The organism is Brachyspira sp. SAP_772 (assembly GCF_009755885.1).
Taxonomy (GTDB): domain Bacteria; phylum Spirochaetota; class Brachyspiria; order Brachyspirales; family Brachyspiraceae; genus Brachyspira.
The window spans coordinates 1,025,292-1,031,431 of sequence record NZ_VYIX01000002.1 but is presented as its reverse complement, the minus strand read 5'-3'; the positions used below and the strand labels follow the sequence as shown (position 1 = coordinate 1,031,431).

The 6,140-nt window shown below is 26.0% G+C and carries 5 protein-coding genes; 2 read left to right on the top strand and 3 right to left on the bottom strand.

From position 1 onward, the window contains the following. Positions 1-184, bottom strand: a 184-nt coding sequence (locus GQX97_RS09745; RefSeq protein ID WP_157151741.1) for a hypothetical protein, incomplete at its 3' end; no start/stop codon positions are given. A 373-nt stretch (positions 185-557) separates the two neighbouring features. On the opposite strand from GQX97_RS09745, the gene GQX97_RS09740 reads away from it, so the two are divergent. Then, positions 558-2,114, top strand: a complete 1,557-nt coding sequence (locus GQX97_RS09740) for an AbgT family transporter (protein WP_157151740.1) — start codon at positions 558-560, stop codon at positions 2,112-2,114. A gap of 29 nt (positions 2,115-2,143) precedes the next feature. Continuing rightward, entirely contained in the window at positions 2,144-3,382 is a 1,239-nt protein-coding gene (pepT, locus tag GQX97_RS09735; RefSeq protein ID WP_157151739.1) for a peptidase T, read from the top strand. 64 nt (positions 3,383-3,446) lie between these two features. Here the strand turns inward: pepT and GQX97_RS09730 are convergent, their stop codons facing one another. Both GQX97_RS09730 and GQX97_RS09725 read right to left on the bottom strand, forming a co-directional pair. Then, positions 3,447-4,535, bottom strand: coding sequence for an ankyrin repeat domain-containing protein (locus GQX97_RS09730; RefSeq protein WP_157151738.1), 1,089 nt, complete (start codon positions 4,533-4,535; stop codon positions 3,447-3,449). Positions 4,536-4,566: 31 nt separating this feature from the next. Beyond that, entirely contained in the window at positions 4,567-5,763 is a 1,197-nt protein-coding gene (locus tag GQX97_RS09725) for a hypothetical protein (RefSeq protein ID WP_157151737.1), read from the bottom strand. Between the last annotated feature and the right edge of the window lie 377 nt (positions 5,764-6,140).

Genomic DNA, 6,140 nt, shown 5'->3' with positions numbered 1-6,140 from the left:
AAACATATTTCATATCAAAGAATTCTTTTTGATTATTTGTTTGTAAAGTATTAGTTTGAATATTTTGAGATTGTGATGTTTGAGTATTTTGTTCTGATTGATTTGTTTCTTTGTTTCCGCCGCCGCATGAAATTACAGCAATTGTTAAAATAAATGCTGCAATTATAGAAATAATATTTTTCATATTGTACCCCATGTATGTATTGTTATTTTTTATAATAAAAGAAAATTAACAAAATTTCAATTATGAAATATTTTAATAAAAAAGTGCTTAGTAATTTTTTATGATAAATTCATGTAAAACCTTATATAATATTATTACAAACAATAATATTATATATAAAAATCATACAATACTATTGATGAATACTTAATTTAATAGTATAATATGTACAATTTTAATATAATTATTTTTTCTTATATTTTAATCTAATAAAATAAATAATACTTTTTTATTTAAAAAGCAGGCAAATTATTTATTTTACTATGTTTTTTTAATTATAAAATATTTAATTGTATAATTATTTATTTATAAAGTTTCACAATAGGAGTCTTACATGAATACTAAAGACATTAAAAAGTCAAATAAGTTTGAAAGTTTTTTAAATGTCATTGAGACAGTAGGAAACAAACTTCCAGACATCACAATCTTATTTTTACTAGCATTTTTCATAATGCTTATAGTGTCATGGATATTGTCTTATTTCACATTTAATTATTTTCATCCTACCACAGGAGAGCAAATAAAAATAATTAATATGCTTGCCCCTGTAGAAATAACAAAGTTTATAACAAAAATGACATACAACTTTATAAACTTTCCTCCTTTAGGTATTACAATTGTAGCAACACTTGGAATAGGAGCAGCTGAAGGAAGCGGATTTATTAGAATGATTCTTATAAAGCTATTAGCTATCATACCAAAAAAAGCAATAGCACCAGCAATTATATTTATTTCTGTTGTAAGCCATATAACTTCAGATTCTTCTTATGTTATATTAATGCCTATAGCTTCTATAATGTTTTTTGCTGTAGGAAGACACCCATTAGCAGGAATAGCAGCTTCATTTGCAGGACTTGCTGGAGGTTTTTCTGCAAGCTATACTCCTTCTACAATAGACCCTATAATGCAAGGTTTTACTCAAGGAGCAGCAAGACTCATAGACCCTACTTATACTGTTAATGTTTTATGTAATTATTTCTTAAGCATATCATCAACTTTTGCTGTAATTTTAGTATGCTGGTTTATCACTGATAAAATAGTAGAGCCTTTCTTATGGAAAACTATGCCTATTGATGAAGGTATTAAACCAGAGGATACAAGTGTCTCTTCTATAACAAAAGAAGAAAATAGAGCTTTTAGAATAGCATTTTCTGTTTTAGTATTAATGCTTGTACTTTTAATAGTTTTACTTATTCCAGAGAACTCTTTATTAAGATCTCCAAACGGTGAATTAACTACTCCAGATGCTCCTGTTATGCAGGCAATAGTACCTATATTATTTTTATTCTTAGTAATACCCGGATACATATATGGAAAACTTACTGGTAAATTTAAAACAACAAAAGATTTTAGTTTAGCTATGGCAGGAAGCGTAAAAAATCTTGCTTCATTTTTAACTTTTTCATTTTTCTGTGCTCAGTTTTTGTATGTATTTGGAAACTCTAATGTTGGAACATTGATAGCAATAGCTGGTGCTGAGTTTTTAAAATCTTTAAATATGCCAGCTCAAGTAACAGTTGCAGGTATCACTCTACTTACAGCAATATTAAATTTGTTAATAACTTCAGCTTCTTCAAAATGGGCAATATTAGCACCAATATTTGTACCTATGCTTATGGCTGTAGGCATTTCTCCAGAATTAACTCAGGCAGCATTTAGAGTAAGCGATTCGGCTATAAATGTTGTAACTCCAATGTTTGCATTCTATCCGTTAATAATTTCTTATTGTCAGAAATACTGCAAGAAAACAGGAGTTGGTACATTATCTTCTATGATGCTTCCTTATAGTATAGGCTTATTAATTGCTCTTATGATAATGCTTTATATATTCTGGGGCTTAAATATACCTATAGGATTTAATAGCGGTTATGTTTATCCGCCTGTTAATTAATTTAATAAAATAAAAGAGGTAAAAATAGTATGTTAAACGATGATATTAAGAAATTTCAAATTGACAGTTTTTTTAAATATTCTTCTATACCAAGCCAAAGCAATGCATCTGTAAAAAATCTTCCTAGCTCTGAAGGACAGATGAAGCTTGCAAAAGTTTTAGCAGAAGATTTAAAAGCTTTAGGTTTAACAAACATTGTTGTAAATGATAATTCTATTGTTACAGCATTGCTTCCAAAAAATAAAGACAATATACATTCTATTGGATTTGTGGCACATCTTGATACTGTTGATATTGGGCTTACAGGAGACGTTCATCCTCAAATACTTAAATTTGAAGGCAATGATTTATGCTTAAACAAAGAAAAAAATATAATGTTTAAAGTATCAGAACATCCTGAAATAAAAAATTATATAAACAATGATATTATATTTTCTGATGGAACAAGTGTGTTAGGTGCTGATAACAAAGCAGCAATATCAACAATAATGTCTGCATTAAAATATATTAAAGATAATAATTTAGAGCATGGTGGTATATATATAGCTTTTGTACCAGATGAGGAAATAGGACTTCTTGGTTCTAAGCAATTAGATTTGAATGTATTTAAGCCCGATTTTGCATACACTATAGATTCATGCGAAATAGGAGAAGTAGTATATGAAACATTTAATGCAGGAAGTGCTTCTATAGATATAGAAGGAGTAACAGCACATCCTATGAGTGCTAAAGGAGTATTGGTTAATCCTATACTTATAGCGATAGATATAGCTAATGAATTCGACAGAAAACAAACTCCTGAATGTACAGAAAAAAAAGAAGGCTACATTTGGGTTCAAGGCATTAGCGGAAATCAGAGAAATGCTTCTTTAAAATTAAATATTAGAGACCATAACAAAAAACTCTATGAAGAGAAAAAAGCTAAAATTAGAGAAGCTGTTGAAAAATATCAAAAATTAGAGCCTAGAGCAAAAATAGAATTAACTATTGAAGATGTATACGGCAATATAGCTGACTCTCTAAAAGACGATAAGTTTCCTATAGATGTTATTTATGAAGCAATGAAAAACTTAAATATAGAAGCAAAAACTTTATCAATGAGAGGAGGTACAGACGGCTCAGCATTATCTGTAAAAGGCTTACTAACACCAAATTATTTTACAGGTGCACATAATTTCCACTCTATATATGAGTTTTTGCCTATCCCATCATTTCATAAAAGTTTAGAAACTACTCTCGAAATAATAAGAATTATATCTTCAAAATAATTATAGTTTTATTAATAAAGCAATTAATTATAAATAATCTTTTGCTTTATTAATAAATTATTTTTTATCTTGTAAGAAGTTTTATTATCTCTTCATTCTTTCCGTATTCTCTAGCATAATACAATGCATCATAATTACCTCTTTTTATACTTTTATCTGCACCAGCATCTAAAAGCATTTTTGTCATCTCTAAATTTCCGTTACGACAAGCCAACATCAATGCTGTCATATCATAGTAATCTTGAACATTTACATTGGCATTATTTTTAAGAAGCACTTTTACAGCATTAATATTATTATAAGAAGCCGCTTCTGTTAATGCAGTTTTCTTATCATAAGTTTTATAATTTATATCTGCACCATTATCAATCAGATTTTGTAAAAAAACTTCATTGGTAGAATATACTGCAGCATTTATTAATCTATAACTAAATAAAGTTTCTTTATTAATAAGCTTACAACCTTTCAAACTTTTATCCAAAGAATCAGAACCATTTTGAAGTAAAATATCTGCTATATCATCATGTCCATACATATAAGCGTAAATCAAAGCATTTGCATTATTTCTGTTTCTTTTATTTACAAAAGCTTTATTTTCAATTAATATTTTTACAGTTTCTTTATAGCCTTTCATAGCAGCATATATTAAAGGGGTTTCTTCATTCCCATAATCTCCATCATAAGCTATATTAACATCGGCTTTATTTTTTATTAAGAGTTTTACCATTTCAGTATTTTCTTTTCTATTATATTCTAAAGCAGAAAATAATGCAGTTCTTCCTCTAAAGCCCTGATAATCAATATCAGCACCATAACTTAAAAGTAGTTTAACCATTTCCATATTATTATTATCAACTGCAAGTATCAATGCAGTATCGCCGTCATTTACTACAGTATTAACATCCGCTTTATATTTTAGAAGAAGCTCAGCCATTTCTATATTATTATCCATAACCGCATGTGATAATAATGTAAAATCTTCATAATCAAGATCATTTATATTAACGTTATATTTTTTAAGAATATTCTCAGCTTCTTTAACATTACCTTCATTCACATATTCTCTTAATTTTTCATAAGCTTTACTTTTATTATTATTTTGACTGTATAAGCACATACTAAATAAAAATAAAATAAATATTAACTTTTTCATAATTCATAAACCTATTTAGATTATTAAACTTTTATTTGTCTTTTAAAAATACCATTATTATAGGAGCTATAAAAGAAAAAATAAATGAGTAAATTCCATAAACATAAATAAAACTATATATTTTATTATTTCCAATCACTGCCTCATTTATATTGATGTTCTCTTTTAATATTTTTATTATGGACTTTATATTTTGTACTATTATATATATTAAATTAACAGCTATTATTATATTAAGTACAGCAATAGAAATTTCATTTATTTTAACCTCAGAAATAATCACTCTGTATATACTTGCCCATAAAACTAATATATTAAATAAAAATGCTGGTATTGGAAATATTATATACATCGCTTTTGTTATTATTCCAGCCTTATAATCAGCCCTCACAAAATATAGAGTAAATACAAACAAATATAATAATATATTATAAATTATAAAAGACTTCATATTTTCAAAAGGTCTTATAGGTCCATAAAATAATGCAAAAAATAAAATAAATATTAAAAATGAATATATAAATAATAAGACTCTAGAAATATATATTGACAAAACAGTTTTAAATCTATTTTGTACAAAGAAAAATATAAAAGGTATTATAGAAAGAACAAATATAATAGAGATAAAAATAAACTTTTCAATTAATGGTTCTAAATCACTTACTATATCAGTTCTAAAAATAAATCTGTCATATAAAAAAACAATAAATATCCAAAATATAAACGCAATAATTGCAGCTATTGCAGAAAAGAAAATTATATCTCCCAATTTAGTAAAACTATTAGATATATTGTTTTTGAAATTATTGTCAGCTAAAACTATTATAATAAAAAACATTATATAAGATAATATGCTTTTATTAATCATTATATTAGACATAAAAAAATCAAGCATATTAGGTATTTCATTTTTTAAAGGAGCTGAAGTAAATATGCCAAGCAAAAGCACAAGTAAAAATGATAAAAATGTTATTAATACAGTTCTCTTATTAACATTTTCAAAATTGCTGTTTATACTAAATAAAAATGAATAACAAAAAAAATAAAACACTTGAAAATAAAAACTATTGAAAATTATATTATAAATTAATTTTTCAGAATCATATGTGGTATCAAACAACAATATTTGTATATCCATAGGAATAGAAGAAAATATCATAAGAGTAAATACTAATAAAAAATATAATATTTTTTTGGTACTGTTATTAATTAATTTATTTTCAGACATATTGAGATAGCCTCTGTAGGTATATTAATGTTTGAGAATGAATTATAAATTATAATTACAAATTGTAAAGTATTTATGGATTATGATTATATTTTGTCAAAATTGTTTTTTATTTTAATTATTTGCAGAGCTTTGCCCCCCCTGCGAAGCGTGCCCGTAGGGTAGCACCCCAGTTCTTTTGCCGATAGGCACCTACTTGGTATTGGTATAAAAGAACCAAAAGAACTGCATTTAATAGAGTATAGCTTTTTATGTGCAAATAAAATATAAACTTTATTTTAGATTTATATATTCCAAAAAGATAAAGTTAAAACATTCGCACTTTTTGGTTCTTTTTGCTGCGGGAAAAAGAACAATAAAATTTTTTTGTTTTTTAT

What these genes read in the sequence shown, in the direction of transcription:
- GQX97_RS09740 (WP_157151740.1), top strand. Translation starts at nt 558, where the DNA reads ATGAATACTAAAGACATTAAAAAGTCAAATAAGTTTGAAAGTTTTTTA.
- pepT (WP_157151739.1), top strand. Translation starts at nt 2,144, where the DNA reads ATGTTAAACGATGATATTAAGAAATTTCAAATTGACAGTTTTTTTAAA.
- GQX97_RS09730 (WP_157151738.1), bottom strand. Translation starts at nt 4,535, where the DNA reads ATGAAAAAGTTAATATTTATTTTATTTTTATTTAGTATGTGCTTATAC.
- GQX97_RS09725 (WP_157151737.1), bottom strand. Translation starts at nt 5,763, where the DNA reads ATGTCTGAAAATAAATTAATTAATAACAGTACCAAAAAAATATTATAT.